Genomic DNA, 22,724 nt, shown 5'->3' on the forward strand with positions numbered 1-22,724 from the left:
CCAACATGGCTGATCAGAATCTGTCTTCATTAAACTGTGTCGTGACAGGCGGTTCTACCGGGATCGGCTTTGCAACAGCAGACCATCTGTTGGCTGAAGGGCATTCTGTTTTTATCTGTGCACGCACGGCCGCCAACCTTGAAAACGCATTGCAAACGCTACAGGATAAGCATGCGACGGCCGCTTTGAAGGGGGCCGTTTTGCATGGGGCCGTCTGCGATATTCGCCGCTATGAAGATGTCACGAAAATGATGGCGCAGGCCGCATCGGCCATGGGACAGATTGATGTTCTGATCAATAATGCCGGCGTTGGGAAAATTGCGTCCATCATCGATCTGTCGATCGAGGATTGGCAGGCCATGATTGATACCAATCTGACGGGCGTGTTCAATTGCAGCAAGGCGGCCCTGCCAGAACTCATGAAATCAAACAATGCCCATATCATCAATCTGGGCAGCCGTTCAGGACGGTATGCGTTTGCTGGCGGCACCGCCTATAGTGCAACAAAATCAGGGATACAGGGCTTTACAGAAGCGTTGTTTCTGGACTTGGGTCAACATGGCATCAGCGTCAGCCTTGTGGCGCCCGGGACAGTGGCGACCGAATTTGCCGATGTCCAAAAACAGGACTGGCAAATCCAGCCTGAAGACATCGCACTGGTTATCGGGAATATCCTGAATACCCCGAAACGGGCCAATATAAACTGGGTCGAGATCCGCCCGGGCCTTCCGCGATAATGGATCAACAATAGGAAGCTAATCATGCGTCATACAGGCCAAATTGCATTGGTGACCGGGGGTGCCCAGGGAATTGGACAGGGCATCGTTGAAATCCTGCATCAAAACGGCGCCAGCGTTGCCATTGTTGATATCCAAAAAGACAAAGCCGAGCAGGTGGCTCAAAAACTCTCGACGAAAGACGCACCGGTCATTGCGATCGAGGCTGATATCATGGCACCGGAAGGATGTAAAAAAGCCATCCAGCAGGTTGAAGCCTCTTTGGGTGGCCTTGATATTCTCGTCAACAACGCTGCCGTGGCCCGCAAAAAAGAATATATTGGAAAACTGGCAGGAACAGACTGGAATGATCACAGCAAACTGGTTCTGGAAGCGGCCGTTCATCTTGCGGATTACGCGACACCACTGCTTAAAAAATCCGGGCATGGGGCAATCCTGAATGTATCCTCTGTAACCGCGCTGCGGATCGCCCATCAACAAACCAGTTGGGCCTATCATGTCTCAAAGGCCGGATTGGAACAGCTTACACGGTATCTGGCGGTTAAACTTGGACCCGATAACATTCGGGTTAATGCGGTCGCTCCGGGACTGGTCAATCGAAGCGAAGGCGTTAAATTGACAGACTTTCCGGAAAATGTGCGCATTGTCGAGCAAACTGTTCCCCTTCGCCGGGTTGCATCGGCGTCTGATATTGGGAAAACGGTTTCGTTTCTTTGTTCTGACGATGCCTCCTATATCACCGGGCAGGTGCTGACCATTGATGGCGGACTTGGGCTCACAGAAACATTTGGAACCGGCCTTGCGCTGTCACAGGCTCTGGCGTCGTCTGATTAGAATAAAGATTGCGCCCTGTTAAATACTTGCATATTTTGCATGAATGAATTTTGACAGCCTGCAAATCTTTCTGGAAGTCGCCCGAAAATTAAACTTTGCTGCGGTGGCAGCAGATCGGGATGTAAATCCATCTTCAATCTCGCGGACAATCAGCCAGCTTGAAAACGACCTGGATATTCGCCTTCTCCATCGCACAACCCGTAGCATGTCGCTAACCGAAGCAGGCAGTCATTTCCTTAAAAGAGCCACCACCCTTCTGGAAGAACTGGAACAAACGAAAGAAGAACTACGCCCCTCGGACAATGGTCCAAGCGGGACCCTGCGGCTCACTGCCTCTGTCGCTTTCGGTGAGGTTGTTCTCATGCCCTTGATGGCCACGTTCAAAAAACAATATCCGCATATTAAGCTGGATCTCATTTTTACCGATGCCGTCGTCGATCTTATTTCAGAAGGGATCGACTTGGCCATTCGGTTGCAACCGTCGGACCATGCAGATCATATTACAAGCCGACTAATGCAGACCCGTTACCTTTTATGTGCCACGCCCGGTTTTTCAACATCAATCGGCAAACTGGAAACGCCTGATGCGATGAGAACCGTGAACTGCATTACTCATGCCCTTCCGTTCTACAGAAAAGACCTTTTATTTCGCCGTACAGACAATCCCGATAGGGTAAGCCGAGTTCCCATACAGGGCGATATGACCGTTCAATCAGCCCTCAGTGTCAGAACGGCGGTTCTGGAAAGTCTGGGTGCCGGGCTTCTGGCCGACTGGCTTGTCCGGGACGATCTGGAAAAGGGAACCCTGATTGATCTTTTTCCGCATTATTCTGTGACAGCAACCAATTTTTCAACGGCCGTCTGGGCGCTTTATCCTAGTCGGCACTATGTGCCCGCTAAAGTACGGGCAATGCTCGATTTCCTGCGCAGCAAAATCGGTATTGGCACCTGACAGACAGTCAAGGTGTTACCTATTAATGTTTCTTTTGCATTAATCTAATGCAGATCGCCTCCTTTATTCCGCCGCGACCAATTGCTACCTGTTGCTTTCTTCAACCAATGCACAGGAAACAGCCTCATGACACAAATACGCCCGCAGGATTTCACTGGAAAAACAGCTTTGATCTTCGGCGCGAGCCGCGGGATCGGATTAGCCACAGCCTTTAAACTGGCGGAATACGGCGCCGAAGTCATCCTGACAGCGCGCAGCCAAAACGACGGGATGCAGGCAGCAGAGGATATTCGTACAAAAGGCGGAATAGCCCATTTCAAGAGATGTGACGTCAGTGAGTATGAGTCGGTTTGCTCCGCTGTTCAATATTGTCAGCAAGAAACCGGACGTCTCGATATCGTTGTTAATAATGCAGGTGTCATTGAACCCTTAAGTTATTTGGCTGACAGCGATCCCGAGTTGTGGTCTGCCGCTGTGGATATCAACCTGAAAGGCATCTATTTTTCATTACGTTCGGCAATTCCGGTCATGCGGGCGTTAGGAGGCGGTATTATTGTAAATCTAAGTTCGGGGGCGGCAAACAGTGCCTTAACCGGGTGGAGCCATTACTGTTCTACAAAAGCAGCCGCCCAAAAACTGACCGAGATTGCCCATCTGGAAACCGCAGATCAGAATATTCGGATAGTCGGGCTTTCGCCGGGTACAGTCGCCACGGGCATGATGGAAAAAATCCGAGCAGCACAGATCAATGCCGTCAGCCGCCTTGACCCGTCTCATCACATCCCTGCCGAATGGGCGGCGGAGGCTGTCGCATTTTTATGCGGGCCGGGCGGTGCTGAATTCGCAGGACGTGATTTTTCGATCAAAACCCCAGAAGGACGCAACCGTGTGGGCCTGCCAAATAATTGACATCGGTCCTCCATGAGGCGTACCAAAATGTCATCGCCTGCTAGTCGAAAAAGTATTTTTATTTTTGAACCGCAACGCATGGACCGACGACAAACAGGTATTACACTCTGGAAAAGGAACCTGTTATGAAAATATCTACGCTTTCTACTCTATTAACCGCGCTCGTTATTTCCACCGTCGCGTCCAGCGCAATGGCTAACAACCCAAACGGGCCGAAACCAAAATGTCCCCTTGGTCAATTGCCCGTTCTGGAAAATGGCGCTTACCATTGCGAAGATGCGAAGATAAAAAGCAATTCAGCCCCTTCTCGGTCAATGACTGCACCAAAACGGGTAAAAGCAAAAGTCGTATTGCCTGATTTTAAAATCATGGGCGCGAAACGGAAGCCTGGCTCTCAAAATACCTTTCAGGTGAAAATCCGGAATATGGGAGCTGGCCCAGCACCACAAGGCGTTTTGTTTGGTCAGCATTTTCTTGCCAATAACCAGTCTTGGGGGGCAGATGCGATTATTCCTCCCATGGCCGCAGGACAAACAAAACTGGTCATGATTACCATCCCGCCTGAAAATTATACACGGGGTGATCGTCTTCTTTTCACAGCCGATTATTTTAAAAAGATCACGGAAAGCAATGAAACAAACAACACTTACGGCATGAATTATCAATAGCCTGACCACGCAATTCACCAAAAAAGGCCCGAACTGATGAGTACGGGCCTTTTTTATTCTTCAGGAATGCTGAGCGCATCTTATGCTGCTTTGATCACCTGCAAAAATTCAGCAGATTGTTTTTGTAAAGACAGGACCGTCGCATTCAATTGAGAGGCGGCCGCATCCAGTTCATCGGCGGATTTTAATGTACTCGTCGCAGAGTCATAAACTTTACTGATATTAACCGCGACTTCATTTGTCCCTTGGGAGGCTTCCTGAATATTTCGGCTGATTTCAAGGGTTGCCGAGGTTTGCTCTTCAGTAGCAGACGCGATCGACGACGTGATTTCATTCAGTTGCAGGATAGAATCTGCAATTTTCTGGACGGCCAAAACCGTACTTTCTGTACTGCCCTGAATGGATTGAACCTGCTGATCAACTTCACCCGTTGCATTGGTGGTCTGCTGAGCAAGGCTTTTTACCTCGGACGCCACAACGGCAAATCCTTTGCCCGCTTCACCGGCCCTTGCCGCTTCAATCGTGGCGTTCAGGGCCAACAGGTTTGTTTGATCTGCTATGTCTTTGATCAGGCCAACCGTCATGCCAATATTTTCAGACGCCCCCTTCAATTGTTGAATGGTTTCCGAGGTTAAGGTTGCATCTTCTGACGCAGAGGAGGTTCTGGTAGAAGAAGCTGCCACTTGCCGGGCAATTTCCTGCACCGAGGCGGAAAGTTGTTCAGACGCGGCGCTCACAGTCTGCACATTCACTGTTGCTTCTTCTGCCGCGGCGGCCACGGTTGAGGCAAGGTTTTGATTTTCCGTTGCATATTCTTTTAGTTGCAAAGACGTACTTGCGACCTGAGAAACGGTCGCGCTTAAGATCTGAACAACTTCACCTATACTTTGCTCAAACGAGTTACTCAGCTCATTCCGTTGACGAATTTTATCAGCGTTCATTTGCTGCATGGTTTCAATCGTGGAATTCATCTGTCGGGCGCCATCGCCAAAGCGACCCCGCATGCCCGTATCCAGAAATCTGCGATAATAAATCCCTGCTGTCGCCGCAGAAAGGGACGCCGTTGATTCCCGAATAAAAGAATCTGTGAGATCAAGGGTCTGATTAAAACCAGCCAGGGTTGGCGACAGGTCTCCATGGCAATCCCAGTCCGTAATTCTGGCTTCCATATCCCCGCGCTGCACCCGTTCAGTAACCTCCTGCAAGGATGCAAACGCTGCTTTATACGCCTCCAGTTCGGCTTTCAAAAGGTCGTTAGAAGAAGCCTCAGCCGTTTTTTCGTCAGTCTTTTCTTTTCCGCCAAATAATCCAAACATTTAGGCCACCATCTTCCAGACAAATTCATCATAATTTTCTGCCGCTGCCTGAACTTTGGTATTCAGAAATTCATATCCCGCATCCGCTGCCGTTTTCGGGTTCGTATGCTTGTTCTCTTCTGCAAGGACGTCCGCATATAACTTCGAAATTTCCCGAACCATAGCCGTGTCCGGTGCCCGTCTGTTGGAATGATACCCAATGATGGCCCCTTCTGTATTCCAGGATGGCGTGACATGCGCAATAACCCAGTAATATTTCCCAGTAGCAGACATATTTTTCACATAGGCGAAAATTTCTTTTTCCTGATGCAGCGTTTCCCATAGAAGCTTGAACACGCCTCTGGGCATATCCGGGTGGCGGATAATATTGTGCGGCTTACCGATCACATCTGCTGTTTTCATTTCCGCGACCCGGCAGAAAACATCATTTGCATAGGTTATCCGACCTTTCAGGTCCGTCTTGGACACAATGATTTCATCGGGGGAGAATTTGATCTCCGTATCAACAGGAGTGGTGTGCATGGAAGCCTCGGTGATGTACGTGTTACGCAGGTATTTGGGTTCTCGATTAGGCTTTCTAGCGTACAAATAATTAAAAAAAGAATAATTTGAAACCTGCACGAATAGAATTAGTCCTTATTATTTATTAAATTTTATATTTTCAGTTTTTATAAGACCATAGGCGTATATCATGGTAGTATATCAGATGTGTATTTTCTATAGGCTGTGCAAGGGTGCAACAGCTTATAAGTTCGTTATCGTTTTGTGAAGCACTTTTTGGTAGCCTATTCCTTCTTAAAGTGCCTTCTAGGTAGTATGGAGTAGACTGTTGATCGTAGGCCTTGTCAAAGAAGTAACGCTGTTATTAACCCTTGCACTCATCCATAAATATGTCATCAGAGAATTACAGGACCGATCAAATCTGATCCTGCCTGCCCTTGGTCTACTATTCGGCTCAATCAGCATTATTGGTATGATGGTGCCTTTCGAAGTCGCTCCAGGTATTTTTTTTGATGGGCGGACAATCATCCTTGCTCTCAGTGGTTTATTTGGTGGCTATATCGGCGGTACCATTGCCATGGTTATGGCCGGTGGATACCGACTATGGCTTGGCGGCGACGGCGCAATGGTTGGAATCCTTTCCATCATAATCGCGACCGGGTGCGGATGCGCGTTACGGGTATATGTGCACGGAAAAACCGAAAAAGTGACTGTCTGGATGCTTCTCGGGCTGGGTCTTGTTGTCCATCTGGGATTAATCAGCCTCTTTCCGTTGCTGCATGCAGAAAGCTTCGAAAACATCATTGCAGATCTTTCGATCGCTATTCTGATTGTGTATCCCCCTAGCGTTGCCTTTCTGGGCCTTCTGTTTTTGGACAACTATCGACGGCTGGAAGTTGAAAGGGAACTGACCAGCAAGCAGGCGGTAATCGACGCCCATTCCATCTTCAGTGAAACCGATGCAAACGGCATCATTACTGAAATCAACCCGCTTTTTTGCGAGATATCGGGCTATACCAAACAAGAACTGGTAGGTCAGGATCACCGGATCCTGAATTCAAATGTGCACCCGCCTGAATTTTTTAAAGAAATGTGGCGCACCATTTCACGCGGTGACATCTGGAAAGGCGATATATGCAACCGAACCAAAAACGGAAGCATATACTGGGTGAAATCAACAATCGTTCCCGTTCTGGACAATGATGGTAAGATCGCACGCTTTGTGTCCATGCGAACCGACATAACCGAAGACCAGCTTAGCCAGCAACAATTGCGGCATGCCAATCTTCGCGCAAAAGAGGCAAATCAGGCGAAATTAATGTTTCTGGCTTCCATGAGCCACGAACTCAGAACGCCCCTAAACGCCATCATCGGGTTTTCTGACATGATGCGCAAACGGATCTGGGGCCCCATCGATAACAAACATTATGAAAGCTATGTGGACGACATTTACCAAAGCGGTGAAAGTCTTCTGAGTATGGTCAATGATGTTCTCGATATCTCTAGATACGAAGCAACGGGATATCAATTTTCTCTGGAAAGGTATGACGTCGTGGAACACTCTGCGCGAATTGCCAAACGTTTCGAACATGTGAACGATAACAAACAGACTAAAATTACTGTTGAAAAAGGTCCTGGTTTTCCGCACTGCATTTATTCCGACAAAACTATCCTGACGCAAATTCTGAACAACCTGATTTCAAATGCCCTGCGCTTTGTACCAACCGAAAATGGCCGGATCAACATTCACTGGAATGTCACCGACAAGAAAGAAATCATTTTATCCATACAGGATAATGGCCCCGGTATTCCAGAAGAAGTCCTCCAGCGCATTGGAGAGCCGTTCATTCTTCAAAATGCAGACTATACGGCAAAGAACAAAACCTCAGGAACCGGCCTGGGTCTTTATATCTGCAAATCCCTGATAGAAGCCCGCGGCGGTAAACTGGAAATAGAAAGCAGCAAAAATAACGGAACCTGTGCCAGGATCAAAATCCCACTGACCCTGTGCCAGTCTTCGTCACAACAAATTTATGAAAACCTACAGTCTGTTGCTTCTTAAGGTCCGGGATAATCTGGCTCACCCGTCGCTTAAAACCCGCGAAACTGTGCTGGCCTTTTTCCGATGAAGGCCTGCCCCCCTTCTCTGGCATCAAATCCGGTTTTTAAATCCATATTGACCGCGAGCTCTGCACGGAACCGTGCTTCATATTCAACGCCTTGCTGATCGTCCACCAATGACCGGGCCGCGACAAGGGCCCGTGTAGGCCCGGCGGCCAATCGATGGGCAAGCAAACGGGCTTCCTTCATAAGATCTTCCGGTTCAAACTGTGCGGAAATCAATCCCCAGTCTTCCGCCTGATCCGCCGAGATCGGATCATTTGTCATCATGTATTGAAGCGCCCGATACCGCCCGATCACCTTGGGCAACAAATATGTCGATCCTAAATCGGGGCTGAGGCCAATCCGGCTGAAAATCTGGATAAAACGGGCCGTGCGCGCGGCAAGAATAATGTCGCCGGTTAAAGCCAGTGAAAAACCGCCGCCTGCTGCGACCCCGTTAACCGCCATAATAACAGGAACCCGACAGGTGCGAATGGCCTGAAACGCTTTAAAGTAACAGTCCATAATCTGGTCAATAATATCATCCCCTTTGGGACGATCTTTCAAATCCTGCCCTGAACAAAAACCGCGGCCCGATCCTGTGATCACCAGTGCCCGAATGTCTGGCGAATTTTCGATCATCGCCAGAACATCCCGCACCTCATCCATCATCTGGAAGGTCAATGCATTTAAACTGTCTGGTTTGTTTAACGACAAAATCAGAACACTCTCATCCTGTTGCACCGATATCGCCTGATAGTCCGGCATCTGTCCCCTCCTCTTCATAATTGTTAGCCCGCCTGGCCGGTTTATGAGTGCGTGGGCTCTTCACTTCCCTCGCGCTCAAAGCCCACTTCGCGCAAAATTTCTTCCGTATGCTCCCCCAATAAGGGGGGGAGGCGCCGGATCGTCGACGGCGTCCCTGAAAAGCGGATCGGCGGATCCGTCATTCGAATGCGACCTTCTGTGGGATGATCCTTGAATTTCCAGAAATCCGAGGCCTTCAACTGTTCATCCTCCAACAACGCCTCTTTGGTCAACACCGGCTGAACAGGAATATTTGCCTGCCGCAGCAAGGTCACCCATTCATCACTGGATCGGGTCGCGACAATTTCTTCTAAAAATCCATAGATTTCCTCGGAATGCTGGACCCGGGATGCCAGATTGGAAAATCGGGGATCAGCTTGCAAATCTTCTCGTCCGGCGATCTTGAACATGGCGCGCCAGTTATCATCCGTGTAAGGCAAAACCGCCAGATATCCGTCTTTTGTCGCATAAGGTTTGCGCATGGTATTCAGTAGCCGGGCGTATCCCATCTGATCAATCGGTGGATCAAAGACTGCACCGAACAGATGCTCGACCATCACAAAATCCACCAGACTTTCAAACATCGGCACTTCAATCTCTTGTCCGCCCGCGCCTCTTTCCCGCGCAAAAAGGGCCGCCAGAATTGCCGACACCACATTAAAGGCAGTTGTCTTGTCGGCCATGACCGTTGGGACATAGCGGGGTTGATCCGAGGTTATGGTCTGAAGATCTGCAAGCCCGCTAGCGGCCTGGATAATATCGTCATAAGCCGGATCGTTAGCCTTGGGTCCGTCTTTACGAAACCCATAAGTTGCACAGTAAATCAGGTTGGGAAATCGGTCACGAAACTCCGAATAGTCCAACTTCAGTTTTTCCATCACCTTGGGCCTGAAATTATGAACAAGAACATCGGCTGTTTCGACAATCTTGAACAGGGCCTGCCGGTCCTCAGGGGAGGTTAAATCAAGAACAACACTGCGCTTATTTCGATTTGCCGACAGGAACAAGGGGCCCATTGTCGGCGTTTTACGGGGACCCGTATGCCGCGTCGTATCACCAGAAGGGGTTTCAATCTTTATTACATCTGCCCCCATATCACCCAGCATCTGGGTTGCCCAAGGTCCCAGAACAACAGTTGTCAGATCAATTATGCGAATGCCATCCAAGGATCCTGCCATGTCACACCTACCCTATTAAGACTGCGTTTTCGCCAAGATTTTCTGCACCAGATCCAGAACATTCCGGGCCTGTTTCAAATGCGGCATGTCGAGCATTTTACCGTTCAAGCCAACCGTTCCTAAACCCGGATTTTCTTCAAATACCCGGATCACATTTTGGGCATGCTCGATTTCTTCATCCGTCGGAGTAAAGGCATCATTGATAATGGCGGTTTGATCCGGATGGATCGCGGCCTTACCAATAAAACCAGACCGCCGATCGCGCAAACATTCCGCTTCCAGCCCCGCTAAATCCCGGAAATTGACATACACAACGCCCACGGGCTGCGCATCGATCGCTCTGGCGGTGGCGAGACACATGGATTTAGCATACAGGAACACGTCATCGTATTCGCCGGTCACCGGATGCCGATTATCACTGGCGCCCAATGCAGCGGACAGGTCTTCGCCGCCCCAGGTCAAGGCCACAAGCCGATCCGTCACATTTTCCAAATAGGTATGGAAGGTCAACAAAGAGGCCGCGGTTTCGGTCGCAACAGACAAGATTTTTGTGCTGCCAACAGGCAGCCCTTCCCGCACTTCCAAAATTTTCAGGTATGAGGCAAGAAGGTTGAGGTCAGCCGCAGAATTTACTTTCGGCAAAACAATGCCGTCCGGTGCCCCCGGCATCACCGATGCAAGATCTTCCAATGAAAACGCATGATCAAGCGGATTAATCCGAACCCAGAGTTGCTGCTTTCGGTCCGTTTCCTGTTTCAAAAAAGAGGCTGTCAGATCCCGCGCGATTTCCTGACGATCATCGGACACGGAGTCTTCCAGATCCAGAATTAGGGCATCGGCCGGGTTTCCCCGACCTTTTGTCATTTTCTTTTCACTGTCCCCGGGGACAAAAAGCCATGATCGTATCATTCTGCGGGCCTCTTTTTCATCAAACCGGTGCGCACAACATAAGTGATTTCTTCATCACGCTGATTGTAGCCAATATGCTCAAATGTCACGATGCCCTCGTTCGGGCGGGACTTGCTTTCGCGCTTGTCCTTGATCCGGGTAACGACGCGAATGGTGTCTCCGTGAAACACAGGATTTTTAAACCGGATATCGCCCATCCCCAAATTACCAAGGGTCGTTCCCAAGGTTGTATCTGCCACTGTCACACCGATCACAAGGCCCAGCGTGAACAGGCTGTTGACAATGCGCTGTCCATACATGGTTTGTTTGGAATATTCCTCATCCAGATGCAACGGTTGTGGATTATGCGTCATCGCGCAAAACATGATATTGTCCATCTCGGTCACGGTGCGGGTCAACGCATGATGAAATTCCTGACCAACGGAAAATTCTTCATAATATAAACCTGACATTGTAATCCTCTCTGTTTTTGATTTTTGTTCTTATTGTTCGTTTTTGAGCATGTTAGAGCGTGTTTGTAACACCCGCTTTCTCGAAAGTTTTAATACGCTCCAGTGAATATCCTAACTCACTTAAAACCTCCCGACTATGCTCTCCAAGCTGCGGCGCATGGCGGGTGGGGGCGGGCTGAGTTTCAGACCAATGAGCCGGCACCCGCATATCCAGAAGCTGGCCTTCGGTCGGATGCTCGACATTATAAAAGAAATCAACCTCTTTCAAATGCGGGTCCTGCAAAAGACTATCTGGGGTATGAAGCGGCATGGCTGGAATATCCGCCTGATCAAATAAAGCCAGCCAGTCCGCTGTTGTCCGGGTTTTCAATAGATCCGCCAATTCTTTCAGAATGGCCGAAATATTCTCGGTGCGGGTCGACATGTTTTTCAGCCTTGGATCTTTAATCAGATCGTCTTCCCGGCCCAGCGCTTTATAAAAAGAAGCCCAGTGTCGATCCGTATAGACCATCACGCAGACATATCCATCCAGCGTCTGATAGGGCCGCCTGTCAGGCGACATCATTCGCTTGTAACCAACTTCACCGATTGGTGGCTCGAAGGTTTTTCCAGCGAGATGGTCTGACAGGACAAAACTTGTCATCATCTCAAACATGGGTAAATCAATCTGTTGCCCGCGCCCTGTTTTCAATTGATGAAACAGGGCGGCGTTGATCTGGCCTACGGCCCACAAGCCAACGCCCCGATCAACAATCGCCGTTGGGGCGTAAGTCGGTTCGCGACCATCAGCCATATGCTGCAACCAGGGAATGGAAACGGCTCCTTGGATCAAATCATCAAAGGCTGGCTTTTTCTCGTAAGCCCCTCCCTGACCATAGCCAAATAATCCCGCATAGATCAGACGTGGATTAATTTTCTTCACGGTTTCATAGGACAGGTTTAACCGCGCCATGACCTGAGGCCGGCGGTTATAGACCAGGACATCCGCGTCTTTGAGCATTTCTATCAGAATGTCATACCCATCCTGTGTTTTCAGGTCCAGAACCACACTGCGTTTACTGCGATTGCAATTCAGATAAATCGCCCCCATTCCCTGATGCCGATACGGCGTGATACCGCGAACGGGATCCCCCGTTGGTGGTTCGACTTTTATCACGTCCGCGCCCAGATCCCCCAGTATCTGCGTTGCATAAGGAGCCATTAGCATATTGGAAAGGTCAATGACCTTCACACCGTCAAGCGGTTTCATGGCAGTCTCCTTAGATTGGCCGGAAAACAGGTAACGCATGCCCGCTTTCAGTGGTATGGAAGGTCACTTCGACCGCCTGATTAACAGAAAGCTTATCCGCATCACACTCCACGATATTGGTGAGCATGCTGACCCCTTCTTCAAGGGTCACATAGGCGATCACATAGGGTGTTTTCGCACGGCGCATAACCGAATAGCTGTAAATCCTGCCCCGGCCTTTTGCGTTCACCCATTCTGTATCACTGCTTTGACAATGCGGACAAATGGCGCGCGGGAAAAAATGAAACTTTTTGCATTCCCGGCACCGCTTCAAAACAAGACGCCCTTCTTTTGCGGCGGCCCAATAGGCTTCATTTTCCATGTTCATGCTTGGGTCAGAATAAACCCGATCTGAAATCATCATGCGTCATTCCTTCCCATAATCAAGGTTGCACTCCCGGCCCGCTGTGAAATCTGCCCGCCCGTGCCATGGGCCAGCGCCAAAGTACAATCTGGCACCTGAACCTTCGGATGGGCTTCACCCCGCAATTGGCGAACGGCTTCAATCACTTTGGTCATGCCGCCTCGGTTGCCCGGATGGTTGTTACACAATCCGCCGCCATCCGTGTTGAACGGTAATCTGCCAACCCCCGAAATCAACGCCCCATCAGCGACAAACTTGCCGCCCTCTCCCTTTGCACAAAAGCCAAGATCCTCAAGGGTTTCCAGAACCGTGATGGTAAAGCTGTCATAGATGGACACATAATCGATGTCCGCCGGTGTCACGCCTGCTTCTTCAAAGGCACTGGGACCGGACTTGACCGCCCCCGTATAGGTTAAATCGATCTGACCCGCATTCAGATGCTTGATCGCCTCTCCCTGCCCCAGAATTTTGACTGACCGATGACCGAGTGATTTCGCTATTTCTGGCGACACTACAACAAGCGCGCCGCCGCCATCACTGATCACACAACAATCCAGACGGTGCAACGGATCCGCGACCAACGGCGAGTTTACGACATCTTCAACCGTCACCACATCCCGCAACATGGCATTTTCATTATGCTGAGCATGATGGGAAGCAGCGACCTTGATCCACGCAAGTTGTTCACTCGTCGTGCCATATTCATACATATGACGCATGGCGGACATGGCATACAGATTTGTAACTGCGGGACCATACGGCAATTCAAAACCCCGTTCCGGCGCGTCATTCCCGCCGTCTCTGGCTGCCAATGCAGTCAAACCTTCCGCACGCGGACGGCCTGCAAGTGTGATCAGCGCAACGTTACACTTACCCGCGGCAATCGCCCGCATAGCATGCCCCACATGCACCAAATAGGACGAGCCCCCGGTTTCTGTTGTATCCGTATAGGAAAGATCAAGCCCCATATATTCGGCCATGATCATCCCCCCAAGGCCCGGAACGCTGCCATCACAGAAATACCCATCCACATCCTGCATGCTCAATCCGGCATCCTTCAGGGCACCGATGGCAACTTCAGCATGAAGTTGCACAAGGGTCTTATCCACTGCTTTACGCGTGGGGTGCTCATACACCCCCGCGATATAGGCTTTGACATTTCTACTCATGAAATACCTCTCTTCTTTTCATTATTATGAGGGTCTCAAGGTTTAGTAGGATCTTGGGAGATCCAGCGCATTTTCTGCCAAATAGTTCAAAATCATCTGAGGACTGATCGGCGCGAGCCTGTGAATAAGACATTCCCGCAAATACCGTTCCACGTGGAATTCCTTGGCATACCCCATACCACCATGGGTCATGACCGCATTCGTGCAGGATTTAAACGCTGCTTCCGCCGCCAAATATTTAGCCGCGTTCGCCTGTAATCCGCATTCTTCTTTATTGTCGTACATGCGCGCCGCGGTGAAGGCCATCAGGTTCGCCGCTTCCAGTTCTGCCCAGGATTCTGCAAGAGGGTGCTGGATAGACTGGTTCTGACCAATCGGGCGTCCAAACACAACCCGCTCCCGCGCATATTTCGCGCCTTTATTCAGTGCCGCGCGGCCAAGTCCAACCATGGATGCCGCAATCAGAATACGTTCTGCATTCAAACCATGCAGCAGATACCGAAATCCTTTGCCTTCTTCACCGATCAGGTCGGATTTTGGAATTGGCAGATCGTCAATGAACATTTCATTTGAATCCACGCATTTACGGCCCATTTTTTCGATGGGGCGAACATCAACATAATCCCGATTCAGGTCTGTATAAAATAAAGACAGACCATCGATGGGCCGCTTTGTCTCAGATTCCGGTTTTGTCCGGGCAATCAGCAACATTTTGTTGGCCCGAAGGGCCGTCGACGTCCAGATTTTCTCGCCATTGACAATATAGTGGTCGCCCTGCAACGTTGCGCGGGTTTTCAAACGGGTGGTATCCAATCCAGTGTTCGGTTCGGTCACCGCAAAACAGGCGACATCCTCGCGCTTGATGATCGGCGGCAGCCACTTTTTCTTTTGCTCGTCCGTGCCGAAAACAACCACCGGGTTCAAACCAAAAATACCAATAATCAACGCCGCAAAGCCTGCGTTGGCGGCCCCTGATTCCGTGATCGCCTGCGCCAGAACGGCCGCATCCGCAATCCCCAGCCCGCTTCCGCCATATTCTTCCGGCATGGCAATGCCCATGAACCCTTCATCGACAATGGCTCGGCAAAACTCTTCTGGAAACTTTCCGTCCGTATCCCGCGCCAGCCAATAGTCATCATCGAACTTGAGGCACAACCGTAAAACACTTTCCCTGATCTGTTCCTGTTCAGGCGTTAATACAACACTCATTACACGTATCCTTATGATTAAATTCAGTTCTGCGGGTTAAACGCCGATTGTGTAGCCGCCATTAACAGACAGATGCTGGCCGGTGATGTAGCTGGCCGCTGGCGACAACAGAAAACACACCGGACGCGACACTTCTTCAGGATCTGAAAAACGTTTCATTGGCACTTGTGACATCACGCCATCACGAAATTTGTCGGAGCGAATGGTTTCCGTCATTTCGGTTTCAACAACGCCAAAACAGATGGAATTAACCCGAACCTGTTTTGCCGCCCATTCACGGGCTGCGCTCATGGTCAGGCCAAGAACGCCGGATTTCGCCGCGCCATAGTTAATCTGTCCCATTGTTCCGCGCCGTCCGGCATCAGATGAAATATTGACAATCGACGCAGGCGCCGTGTCCCCATCTGCCGCCCGCTCCATCATATGACGGCCAACAGCCTGAAGGCAGTAAAACGCTCCTGACAGGTTCACATCGATGACTTCCTGCCAAGTCTGGACCGGCATTTTGACAGCCATCGCCGCCCGAACAATCCCGGCATTATTTACCAGACCATGAACTGCACCATTTTTGCTGACAGCGTCATTCACCATGGATTGGACGAAGGCTGGATCTGCCACTGATCCAACATGAACGTCTGTTTTATCCTGTCCCAGATCCTCAGATAGCGCTTCCAGTTTATCACGCTGCATGTCCACCATGATGGCTTTACCGCCCAGGCCAACAACCAGCCGTGAAACGGCTTCACCGATCCCTTGCGCGGCTCCTGTCACGATCACATTGTGACCTTCAAGGTTCATCGGATTTTCCATTTTTAACTCCTGTTCTTAGTTATGATTTATTTATTGAGCTATTATCTATTTGTACGAATATCAGACAACTATTCCAATATTCAAACAAAAAATGCGAAATACCGCAACTTTTACAAGCCTGTTCGGATAACAGAAAAAAACCACGGGAAGCGTTGCTTCCGCAGGGGTTCTGGTTCGAATATGCGAAGAAAAAAGGCCCGACGATTTACGCCGGGCCTTTTGTGATTCACCATTTGGAATTTGGCAGGAACAGCGACAATATCGGGAATATCACGATCAAGCCAAAGACCAGCAAATCAACCACCAGAAAATTCACAACGCCCCTGAAAATCGAATGCACCGGTAAAAGCTTTCCAACCACACTGCTAATCACAAAAACATTAAGACCAACAGGCGGGGTAATCAGACCAATCTCAAGCAGTTTGATGACAACAACACCGAACCAGATCAGATCCAGACCCATTCCCTCAACCAATGGAACGACAAAAGGCAAGGTCAAAAGCATAATACCGAGGGGGTCAAGGAACATGCCCATCACCAGATACAGCACCACAATCAGCAACAGAATGCCCCAATCGGCCATCTGGAAATATTCGATCAGGCTCAAAACCTCACGGGTCAGACCGGTTAAGGACACAAAAGCCACGAACATTTTTGCACTGACAGCAATAAAGAAAATGGACGCACTTTGAATAGCCGTATCCTTCATTGCGACAATAAACTTCTGCCAAGTCAGTTTACGGCTTACCACGCCGTAAATAATGGCAAAAACCATGCAGACCGCCGCCGCTTCAGTCGCCGTAAATATCCCGCTATAGATGCCGCCGATGATGGTCAGGAACAGCATTAGCGCAGGCCATGCCTTCGCCGTTGCCCGCAACCTGTCACGCAACGAATATGTTTCGTCAGAAACAGGCCCTTCTTCAGGCTTGAACCAGCACCAGATATAAATGACCAGCATAAAACCCAGCAAAGACAGAAGCCCCGGAATAACACCCGCCAGGAAAAGTTTGCTCACCGATGTTTCTGTAAAAAGGCCGTACATGATAAACAAAACGCTAGGCGGTATCAGCGATCCGAGGGTTCCGCCTACCGCGATGGTTGAGGTGGCCAACGTTTTGCCATACCCAAAGCGCAACATTTCAGGGATACAAATACGGCCCATGGCGGATGCACAAGCCAGACTTGACCCGGTAATTGCAGAGAAACCGCCACATCCGATCACTGACGCCATGGCCAATCCACCGGGAAGGCGGGACAACCAGACGCGAACGGCGTAATAGATCTCAGTTGTGATCTCGGAATGATACGCGATATGCCCTAAGGCAATGAAGAGCGGCACCATACTCAACGGATAGGAATGCAAAAATTCAAACACATTGGACGAAATCAACGCCAGTGTGGGATAAAGTGCGCGGGCAAAGGTGAACTCGTCTCCGCCCTTAAATCCAAAATACAAAAACGTGCAGGAAATGGCCAGTCCCGCCATGGCAAAGCCGATCGGAACCCGAAGGGCGATCAGAACCAAGGCAATGGGAAAACCAATCATCCCGATTAAAGAAGCATCCATCACACACCTTCTTTCGTAACTGGCGTGTCTTCCAGAGGTTGCCCCGTGAACGCACTCCAGAAATCAGTACCAACCAAAACAATCAACCGGAGAATGAACAACGCATATCCCGCCGCAAACACAGCCCGGCCGGGCCATTCGGGTAGCTCTAAGTCGCCAAAGAAATACGCTTCATCTTCAATCGTTCCCATCAGTTCAACCACTCCGCCATACAGAATTGGGCTCAAAGCGGCCAACCCGATAAGGACACTGAAGAAATTCAGCCAGGGTTGAACCCGATCTGGAAAGAAGGAAGTCAGCACTTCCACCATAATGTGGGAGCGTGTTGCGGTTACATAAGCAAGAGGCAACACCACAGCCCCAATCATCAATTCCCGCACAATAATTGTAGAATCCGGAACGGACCAACCAAACAAGGCCCGGGACACAACGGATACAGTAATCAACAAGCCCATTGTTAAAATAGCCATAACGGAGAGTGTTACAAAAACACTCTCCAAACGGCCTAAAAACTTGGGGCCAGGTATGGACTGGGGCTCATTTACCGCTCCCATGGATATCCCCGTGTTTTCCGTTCTTCGTCATATTTACGCAGAAGAGTTTGGTAATCACGGATTAGTTGTTCGCCGTCAATTCCAAGGTCTTTGGATTTGGCTTTCCAATCTTCCAAATAAGAGGCGCTGGCAGCAATCAACTTGTTCCGTTCTGCATCCGGCAGGACGTTAACATTCGACTTGATCCCATCGATGCCGTTCTTCAGATTACTCAATGCCTTGGCGTTCTCACTGGAAATGGTTTTCGTATAATGATCGATCATATCAATCGACAATTTTTCAATGATTTTTTTATGCTCATCGGAAAGGTCTTCCCATGTATTTTTATTCATGGAAACCGACAAAGCCATCAACGCACCCCAATTCAGGACAGTCACTTCTTTCGCAACTTCATACATTTTGAAGGATTCAATTGCATAAGAATATGTCTGCGTGCAGTCGATTAACCCTGTGTCAAGGGCCTGATACGCCTTGTATACGGACACACGGACAGGAGACGCGCCCAAGTCCTTGAACACCTTACCATAAACGCCAATACCGCGGACTTTTTTGCCTTTGATATCTTCCAAGTTTTTTACAACAGTATCCTTACAGACAAGCTGGATCTCCGTGGATGTCATATTAACGATATGCTTCAAGTTCAGTGCATCGAACTCTTTTTTCATATCCTTATTCGTCAACACCAATTCCTGCATGGCCCGGGTCAGGACCCAAGGATCAGAATAGTCGGTTGGATAATCCCCTAATGTATAGGCATGCTGTAATTTTGGATTATACAAGCCGATCAAAAAACCCATATCAGCGGCACCCGCACCAACGCCTTTTGCAGCGGCCTTTGCTTTTAGCAAACTACCGCCCCAATGCATCTCCATCGTCAACTCGCCGTTTGTACGTTTGCTTAACTCATCGGCAAACCAGATGACCGCTTCGGCGCGCGCACCCCGGTTTGAACTGCCATCGGTATAAGTTAGTACCTGTTTTGCGGCCGCTGGCGCTGCCAGTCCGGCAAAAAGGACACCTGCTGCAAGAAGCTTCACTCCCATTTGATAAATTTTCATTTCCTCACCCCTGTTTTTATTGATTTGTTTTGTCGGATATCCGGCCAACAGCTGCAAATTCGCTGCCCCCCGAATGGCTTTCCGCCGTTGACAAACAAATCAACAGGGAAAGTGTTTTACATGCGATATCTCCCCGGCTCAGCCCTCCTCCGTATGTCCAAGTAATCGTGAAATGGCGTTCGCCGATGTAATGGCCGCCTCTTTAAACCGGTCTGTCTCGCGCAAGGCGCGTGAAATCGGTACTTCAATGGTCAGTGCGGCGACTAAATCACCATCTGAATTGAAAATGGGGGCCGCAAACCCACCCGCATCATGAGAGTAGTCCCCAAGAGTAATCGAAATTCCATCTGTCCGGATTTTGGTCAGCAACGCCTCCATATCGTCGGGCTTGGTGATTGTTTTCTCGGTCACGGGGACCAATTTGACGTCTTTGAAGTATTCGTCGCGAAATTCTTTACTTTGATGTGCCAGGAATAATCGGCCGCAAGCATTTGCATACAGGGGACGGCGGGTGCCAACGGTCACTGCAAAGCGCACGGCTTTTGGCGATTCAATGCAATCAATATAGGTTGCATGGCGCATGTCAGAATCCAGAACCGCCAGCAAAACTGTCTCTTCGCAGGCTTCCATGGTTTTCTTCAAATAAGGCTGTGCCACCTGACGGATCGACCGTCCCGCCAGAATTTTTGCAGACAAGGTATAGGCTTCCGGACCCAACGTATAAAGAGCGCCTTCGCGTTCCAGAAACATCTGTTCGGTAAGAGCTTTCAAGGTTGATGACAGCGAGCTTTTCGGGACGTCCAGCCGACCTGAAATATCGGACAGGTTAAGACCCCGTGTTTCTTCCGCCAGTAACCGCAATAGCGCAAAAGCACGAGGTAAGACCATCGGTCCTTCAGATTTGGTTCTTGTGTTCACAAACACATCCTCCGTAAGGTGTTCAGATATACGTAATCTGTTCCTTCTAGCGTTAAATCGCAGTCAACTTCCACAAGATTGAAACAACTGAACACGTTTTTTTACCAACCTTCTGCCACACCGGCCGTCAGTAGCCCTTATACTGAGGCTGTCGTTTTTCGGTGAACGAGGTAATCCCTTCCAGCCAGTCCTGCGTCGCGGCGCACCGACCCCAGTTTTTGGCCTCCAATGATAGCTGCATGGGCAAGCTGTTGGCATGAGAGGCATACATCAGTTCTTTTATGCATCCATACCCAGTGGTCGGCCCGTTTGCCAGCCTCTGCGCAAGGGTTTTTGTTTGTTCCAGTAGGTCCTTAGTCGGCACAACCCAGTTCACCAATCCCAGATCCTTTGCCGCCTCTGCTTTAATGATTTCAGGCATAAGCGATATTTCCATGGCTTTTCGCAAACCCACCAGCCGTGGAAGATAATATGAGCCCGATCCATCCGGGCTGGCGCCGATAGCAGCATATGAAAATTTGAAGAACGCATTGTCCGCCGCAATCGCCAGATCACAGGCCATCATAAAAGACATCCCGGCGCCAACAGCGCCACCTTCCACACTGGCAATCACCGGTTTTGGCATCCGCTGCAGGGCCAGCAACATTGGTTGCAACGCGGCGACACGATGCTCGAAATAAATGGCTCGTTCTTTGGCCGTCATCTCCTTAAAATCAGCAAAGCCTTTAACATCACCGCCTGCCATGAAATGCCCACCGGCCCCCTTCAGAACAACACAGCGAATTTCCGGGTCCTGCTCGATTTCACCAATGGCGTCGAACATTGCCTGACGCATATCCAGTGACATGGCATTACGAACCTTTGGGCGGTTCATCACCAATTCGGCGACACCCTCATGCTTGGTAAAGAGTAAATGATCAGTCATCTTCTTTTCTTCTCGTATCATTGGTCAAGAGGCGCGTTTAAGTGTCAAACGGCCGCGGTCCAGCACCACTTCATCCCGGTCTTCCACCACCACCCGAAACTGAAATTCCTGACCTTCTTTCCAGATGTCGGTGCGCACCGTGTCGCCTGGAAAAACCGGCTTGCTAAACCGACAGGACATGCCGGCGAAATTTTGTGGATCGCCGCCTGCACATTCGTTCAGCAAGACGTAGCCGGCTAATCCCATTGTGCATAAACCATGCAAAATCGGTCGGTCATATCCGGCCTTGGCGGCAATCGGCGGCGAGATATGGATGGGGTTATAATCCCCACTTAAGCGATAAATCAGCGCGGCCCGGGGATCAATCTGGCGAACATGGGAGGCATCCGCAGGCCGGGAGGGAACGGGTTGGAGATCCGGCGGCGTCGTCCCCGCATCGCCGCACCCACCATCTCCCCGGCAGAAAACACCAGAGATCACTCGACAATATTCCTCGTCACTTCTGGCATTTTTTAGAATTTTCTCATAATACAGAATACAGCCTTTTTCCGGGCCTTTATCCTTCACGCCCAGAACCTTGTAACTGGCCTTGATATCGCCATTGGCAGGTAATGGCTTGGACAGGGACAAATATTGTTCTGCATGCAGTATTTTGACCCAGTCAATGTTCAAGTCGGGGTCCTGCAACCAAAAACCGGGATGGGCCAGAACCATGCCCAAGGTGGGCAACGCTTCCATCCCGTCTTCATATAGGTAAGTCAAATCCTGTTCATCGGTTGGATTTTGCCCCAGATTAACGCCCAGTGCGTACAAAGCGCTGTCTTTGGAAGAGAACGAGATTTCATTGCTTTTAATTTGATAATTCAGGACTTTTTCTAAGTTCATTTCCTGTGTCCATTTATCGAAGAGACCTTCCTGAGATCGAAGGTCGAAATGTCAATTTTTATCGAGGAAAAAAGGGTGAGTGTAGCGCTACACTCCACTCACCTAGATCAGCAACGCCCGAATAATCCGTTCGTCGCACCCCCGTATATTTTTTATTATCGGGTTCGCATTACCGAACCTCTTTCTTAAAACCGAATATAGAAGGCTGACATTTTCGAAGTCAATATTTTTTTCTTATTTTAGAATCGATTTCGTATATCCGTAAAAACTGTACCTTTTTCTGGCTTTTTTGGTGATTTCGGGGCCTTGAAATCGAATTTTCGAATAAGTTGATTACTTATAAACAACTAGCTCGGGAAATGACTGGAGCAGCCTGACGATCAAAGAAGGGTGGGTTGATCACGGTCTACTCCGCAAATTTGCCAAAAAAAACCTGACCATCCCCTATAATTCAAAAAACCGCAGGTCTGTTTCCCCTATGCCCATCAGGACGGAAAAAGACAGGTTGTTCAGAAAAACGGAATTTATCAAATGAAGAACACAGCAATCCAAAACCCTTGCCCATGCCAAAATCCTTAATTAGAAATGACCAATAGAACAGGTGGTAT

23 protein-coding genes are annotated in these 22,724 nt (G+C 49.6%); 6 read left to right on the plus strand and 17 right to left on the minus strand.

Features of this window, described 5'->3' with window-relative positions; all coding sequences use genetic code 11:
- Positions 1–5: 5 nt before the first annotated feature.
- The 5 genes from ACJAYR_RS03980 to ACJAYR_RS04000 all read left to right on the plus strand — a co-directional run bounded on the left by ACJAYR_RS03980 (position 6) and on the right by ACJAYR_RS04000 (position 4,100).
- Positions 6–737 (plus strand): SDR family NAD(P)-dependent oxidoreductase, encoded by a 732-nt coding sequence (locus ACJAYR_RS03980; RefSeq protein WP_415235385.1) that lies wholly within the window; start codon positions 6–8, stop codon positions 735–737.
- A 24-nt stretch (positions 738–761) separates the two neighbouring features.
- On the plus strand, positions 762–1,571 hold the full coding sequence (locus ACJAYR_RS03985; RefSeq protein WP_415235386.1) for an SDR family NAD(P)-dependent oxidoreductase: 810 nt from the start codon (positions 762–764) through the stop codon (positions 1,569–1,571).
- Between the two features lie 43 nt (positions 1,572–1,614).
- Complete coding sequence (locus ACJAYR_RS03990; RefSeq protein WP_415235387.1) at positions 1,615–2,523, plus strand: LysR family transcriptional regulator; 909 nt, start codon at positions 1,615–1,617, stop codon at positions 2,521–2,523.
- 126 nt (positions 2,524–2,649) lie between these two features.
- Positions 2,650–3,432: an SDR family oxidoreductase gene (locus tag ACJAYR_RS03995; protein WP_415235388.1), complete on the plus strand. Its 783-nt coding sequence runs from the start codon at positions 2,650–2,652 to the stop codon at positions 3,430–3,432.
- A 125-nt stretch (positions 3,433–3,557) separates the two neighbouring features.
- Positions 3,558–4,100 carry a CARDB domain-containing protein gene (locus tag ACJAYR_RS04000; RefSeq protein ID WP_415235389.1) on the plus strand — a complete coding sequence of 181 codons (543 nt, stop codon included), beginning with the start codon at positions 3,558–3,560 and terminating at the stop codon, positions 4,098–4,100.
- Positions 4,101–4,180: 80 nt separating this feature from the next.
- On the opposite strand, the gene ACJAYR_RS04005 is transcribed toward ACJAYR_RS04000, so the two are convergent.
- Positions 4,181–5,416 carry a methyl-accepting chemotaxis protein gene (locus ACJAYR_RS04005; RefSeq protein ID WP_415235390.1) on the minus strand — a complete coding sequence of 412 codons (1,236 nt, stop codon included), beginning with the start codon at positions 5,414–5,416 and terminating at the stop codon, positions 4,181–4,183.
- A complete protein-coding gene (locus ACJAYR_RS04010; protein ID WP_415235391.1) occupies positions 5,417–5,938 on the minus strand; it encodes a PAS domain-containing protein in 522 nt (173 codons plus the stop codon).
- A 307-nt stretch (positions 5,939–6,245) separates the two neighbouring features.
- On the opposite strand from ACJAYR_RS04010, the gene ACJAYR_RS04015 reads away from it, so the two are divergent.
- Positions 6,246–7,979, plus strand: a complete 1,734-nt coding sequence (locus ACJAYR_RS04015; RefSeq protein WP_415235392.1) for an ATP-binding protein — start codon at positions 6,246–6,248, stop codon at positions 7,977–7,979.
- 29 nt (positions 7,980–8,008) lie between these two features.
- Here ACJAYR_RS04015 and ACJAYR_RS04020 read toward each other — a convergent pair whose 3' ends face one another.
- From ACJAYR_RS04020 to ACJAYR_RS04090, 15 genes are all read right to left on the minus strand, one after another.
- On the minus strand, positions 8,009–8,788 hold the full coding sequence (locus tag ACJAYR_RS04020; protein WP_415235393.1) for an enoyl-CoA hydratase/isomerase family protein: 780 nt from the start codon (positions 8,786–8,788) through the stop codon (positions 8,009–8,011).
- A 41-nt stretch (positions 8,789–8,829) separates the two neighbouring features.
- Positions 8,830–10,005, minus strand: coding sequence for a CaiB/BaiF CoA transferase family protein (locus ACJAYR_RS04025; protein ID WP_415235394.1), 1,176 nt, complete (start codon positions 10,003–10,005; stop codon positions 8,830–8,832).
- A 15-nt stretch (positions 10,006–10,020) separates the two neighbouring features.
- Positions 10,021–10,914: an HpcH/HpaI aldolase/citrate lyase family protein gene (locus tag ACJAYR_RS04030; RefSeq protein ID WP_415235395.1), complete on the minus strand. Its 894-nt coding sequence runs from the start codon at positions 10,912–10,914 to the stop codon at positions 10,021–10,023.
- The gene (locus tag ACJAYR_RS04035; RefSeq protein ID WP_169543618.1) at positions 10,911–11,366 is read right to left on the minus strand and encodes a MaoC family dehydratase; all 456 of its coding nucleotides are present in this window, start codon (positions 11,364–11,366) and stop codon (positions 10,911–10,913) included. The genes ACJAYR_RS04030 and ACJAYR_RS04035 overlap by 4 nt, the downstream gene beginning before the upstream one ends.
- A 52-nt stretch (positions 11,367–11,418) precedes the next feature.
- The gene (locus ACJAYR_RS04040) at positions 11,419–12,615 is read right to left on the minus strand and encodes a CaiB/BaiF CoA transferase family protein (protein ID WP_415235396.1); all 1,197 of its coding nucleotides are present in this window, start codon (positions 12,613–12,615) and stop codon (positions 11,419–11,421) included.
- A 10-nt stretch (positions 12,616–12,625) separates the two neighbouring features.
- Positions 12,626–13,018, minus strand: a complete 393-nt coding sequence (locus ACJAYR_RS04045; RefSeq protein WP_415235397.1) for a Zn-ribbon domain-containing OB-fold protein — start codon at positions 13,016–13,018, stop codon at positions 12,626–12,628.
- On the minus strand, positions 13,015–14,187 hold the full coding sequence (locus ACJAYR_RS04050; protein WP_415235398.1) for a thiolase domain-containing protein: 1,173 nt from the start codon (positions 14,185–14,187) through the stop codon (positions 13,015–13,017). The genes ACJAYR_RS04045 and ACJAYR_RS04050 overlap by 4 nt, the downstream gene beginning before the upstream one ends.
- A gap of 42 nt (positions 14,188–14,229) precedes the next feature.
- Complete coding sequence (locus ACJAYR_RS04055; protein WP_415235399.1) at positions 14,230–15,396, minus strand: acyl-CoA dehydrogenase family protein; 1,167 nt, start codon at positions 15,394–15,396, stop codon at positions 14,230–14,232.
- Positions 15,397–15,432: 36 nt separating this feature from the next.
- Positions 15,433–16,206 (minus strand): SDR family NAD(P)-dependent oxidoreductase, encoded by a 774-nt coding sequence (locus ACJAYR_RS04060; protein ID WP_415235400.1) that lies wholly within the window; start codon positions 16,204–16,206, stop codon positions 15,433–15,435.
- A gap of 226 nt (positions 16,207–16,432) precedes the next feature.
- Entirely contained in the window at positions 16,433–17,776 is a 1,344-nt protein-coding gene (locus ACJAYR_RS04065; RefSeq protein ID WP_415235401.1) for a TRAP transporter large permease, read from the minus strand.
- Positions 17,776–18,330 carry a TRAP transporter small permease gene (locus tag ACJAYR_RS04070; RefSeq protein ID WP_415235402.1) on the minus strand — a complete coding sequence of 185 codons (555 nt, stop codon included), beginning with the start codon at positions 18,328–18,330 and terminating at the stop codon, positions 17,776–17,778. Before ACJAYR_RS04070 ends, ACJAYR_RS04065 begins: the two co-directional genes overlap by 1 nt.
- Positions 18,318–19,388 (minus strand): C4-dicarboxylate TRAP transporter substrate-binding protein, encoded by a 1,071-nt coding sequence (locus ACJAYR_RS04075; protein ID WP_415235403.1) that lies wholly within the window; start codon positions 19,386–19,388, stop codon positions 18,318–18,320. The genes ACJAYR_RS04070 and ACJAYR_RS04075 overlap by 13 nt, the downstream gene beginning before the upstream one ends.
- A 138-nt stretch (positions 19,389–19,526) precedes the next feature.
- Positions 19,527–20,306 (minus strand): IclR family transcriptional regulator, encoded by a 780-nt coding sequence (locus tag ACJAYR_RS04080; protein WP_415235404.1) that lies wholly within the window; start codon positions 20,304–20,306, stop codon positions 19,527–19,529.
- Positions 20,307–20,433: 127 nt separating this feature from the next.
- The gene (locus ACJAYR_RS04085) at positions 20,434–21,231 is read right to left on the minus strand and encodes an enoyl-CoA hydratase/isomerase family protein (protein WP_415235405.1); all 798 of its coding nucleotides are present in this window, start codon (positions 21,229–21,231) and stop codon (positions 20,434–20,436) included.
- Positions 21,232–21,255: 24 nt separating this feature from the next.
- The gene (locus tag ACJAYR_RS04090; RefSeq protein WP_415235406.1) at positions 21,256–22,116 is read right to left on the minus strand and encodes a MaoC/PaaZ C-terminal domain-containing protein; all 861 of its coding nucleotides are present in this window, start codon (positions 22,114–22,116) and stop codon (positions 21,256–21,258) included.
- Between the last annotated feature and the right edge of the window lie 608 nt (positions 22,117–22,724).

The organism is Sneathiella sp., from assembly GCF_047631475.1.
GTDB lineage: Bacteria > Pseudomonadota > Alphaproteobacteria > Sneathiellales > Sneathiellaceae > Sneathiella.

Excerpts from the sequence above, each read along its gene's own strand:
- ACJAYR_RS03980 (WP_415235385.1), top strand. The coding sequence starts at position 6 with ATGGCTGATCAGAATCTGTCTTCATTAAACTGTGTCGTGACAGGCGGT.
- ACJAYR_RS03985 (WP_415235386.1), top strand. The coding sequence starts at position 762 with ATGCGTCATACAGGCCAAATTGCATTGGTGACCGGGGGTGCCCAGGGA.
- ACJAYR_RS03990 (WP_415235387.1), top strand. The coding sequence starts at position 1,615 with ATGAATTTTGACAGCCTGCAAATCTTTCTGGAAGTCGCCCGAAAATTA.
- ACJAYR_RS03995 (WP_415235388.1), top strand. The coding sequence starts at position 2,650 with ATGACACAAATACGCCCGCAGGATTTCACTGGAAAAACAGCTTTGATC.
- ACJAYR_RS04000 (WP_415235389.1), top strand. The coding sequence starts at position 3,558 with ATGAAAATATCTACGCTTTCTACTCTATTAACCGCGCTCGTTATTTCC.
- ACJAYR_RS04005 (WP_415235390.1), bottom strand. The coding sequence starts at position 5,416 with ATGTTTGGATTATTTGGCGGAAAAGAAAAGACTGACGAAAAAACGGCT.
- ACJAYR_RS04010 (WP_415235391.1), bottom strand. The coding sequence starts at position 5,938 with ATGCACACCACTCCTGTTGATACGGAGATCAAATTCTCCCCCGATGAA.
- ACJAYR_RS04020 (WP_415235393.1), bottom strand. The coding sequence starts at position 8,788 with ATGCCGGACTATCAGGCGATATCGGTGCAACAGGATGAGAGTGTTCTG.
- ACJAYR_RS04025 (WP_415235394.1), bottom strand. The coding sequence starts at position 10,005 with ATGGCAGGATCCTTGGATGGCATTCGCATAATTGATCTGACAACTGTT.
- ACJAYR_RS04030 (WP_415235395.1), bottom strand. The coding sequence starts at position 10,914 with ATGATACGATCATGGCTTTTTGTCCCCGGGGACAGTGAAAAGAAAATG.
- ACJAYR_RS04035 (WP_169543618.1), bottom strand. The coding sequence starts at position 11,366 with ATGTCAGGTTTATATTATGAAGAATTTTCCGTTGGTCAGGAATTTCAT.
- ACJAYR_RS04040 (WP_415235396.1), bottom strand. The coding sequence starts at position 12,615 with ATGAAACCGCTTGACGGTGTGAAGGTCATTGACCTTTCCAATATGCTA.
- ACJAYR_RS04045 (WP_415235397.1), bottom strand. The coding sequence starts at position 13,018 with ATGATGATTTCAGATCGGGTTTATTCTGACCCAAGCATGAACATGGAA.
- ACJAYR_RS04050 (WP_415235398.1), bottom strand. The coding sequence starts at position 14,187 with ATGAGTAGAAATGTCAAAGCCTATATCGCGGGGGTGTATGAGCACCCC.
- ACJAYR_RS04055 (WP_415235399.1), bottom strand. The coding sequence starts at position 15,396 with ATGAGTGTTGTATTAACGCCTGAACAGGAACAGATCAGGGAAAGTGTT.
- ACJAYR_RS04060 (WP_415235400.1), bottom strand. The coding sequence starts at position 16,206 with ATGGAAAATCCGATGAACCTTGAAGGTCACAATGTGATCGTGACAGGA.
- ACJAYR_RS04065 (WP_415235401.1), bottom strand. The coding sequence starts at position 17,776 with ATGGATGCTTCTTTAATCGGGATGATTGGTTTTCCCATTGCCTTGGTT.
- ACJAYR_RS04070 (WP_415235402.1), bottom strand. The coding sequence starts at position 18,330 with ATGGGAGCGGTAAATGAGCCCCAGTCCATACCTGGCCCCAAGTTTTTA.
- ACJAYR_RS04075 (WP_415235403.1), bottom strand. The coding sequence starts at position 19,388 with ATGAAAATTTATCAAATGGGAGTGAAGCTTCTTGCAGCAGGTGTCCTT.
- ACJAYR_RS04085 (WP_415235405.1), bottom strand. The coding sequence starts at position 21,231 with ATGACTGATCATTTACTCTTTACCAAGCATGAGGGTGTCGCCGAATTG.
- ACJAYR_RS04090 (WP_415235406.1), bottom strand. The coding sequence starts at position 22,116 with ATGAACTTAGAAAAAGTCCTGAATTATCAAATTAAAAGCAATGAAATC.